Below are 701 nucleotides of genomic sequence, written 5' to 3' on the forward strand. Positions count from 1 at the left end.
TCGCGGACAACCACCGGCAGCAGCGCGAGTATGGCGATGCTCGCCAGGCCAAAGAGGGTTCCGCGCGCGATCGCGGCCTTGATTTCCGATGACATCGCCGTGAAGCGCAGCCCGTCATAGATCGCCGTCCTCATCGACTCGCGTGGAAGAGGGGAAGAACGAACCTTCCACTTGCAGCGCCAAATAGTGGCCAAGGGTACGAAATAGGTGAGCGTGGTCACCGCGAATGCCGCCATAAGGCCAAACGAGGCAACTACAATGCCGCCGAGCGCCGGGCCCACAGTCCGGACGGTATTGAATCCAACAGAAAGCAGGGTGACGGCAGCGGGAACATCTCGTCGATCCACAATATCGCCAACCGACGCTTGCCAGGCCGGATCATTGAGAGCACCGCCGCTTGCGATCAAGAAGCTGAAGCCGAGGATCATCCACGGACTGACAAAGCCCAGCGCCAGCGATGCGGTCAGCATCGCGGAGGCAGTCACCATAAGGCACCGACCGGCGAACATGACCCGGCGCCGGCTGAAATTGTCAGCGAGAGCCCCGGCGAAGACAGACAAGACGAAGGCGGGCAGGTTCGATGAAGCCTGAACCAACGCAACCATCAGATCGGAAGTCGAGATCGTTGCCATCAGCCAGCTGATGGCGACAGTCTGCATCAACCAGCCGAGGCTTGAAACCTGCGTCGCGAGCCAGATCGA

At 60.6% G+C, this 701-nt stretch carries 1 protein-coding gene; it reads right to left on the reverse strand.

What is annotated here, in order from left to right:
• Positions 1-701: MFS transporter (locus NKH06_RS31980; RefSeq protein WP_352895113.1), on the reverse strand; the 701-nt coding region annotated here is incomplete at both ends.

Source organism: Mesorhizobium sp. M1342 (assembly GCF_040317955.1).
Taxonomy (GTDB): Bacteria; Pseudomonadota; Alphaproteobacteria; order Rhizobiales; family Rhizobiaceae; genus Mesorhizobium.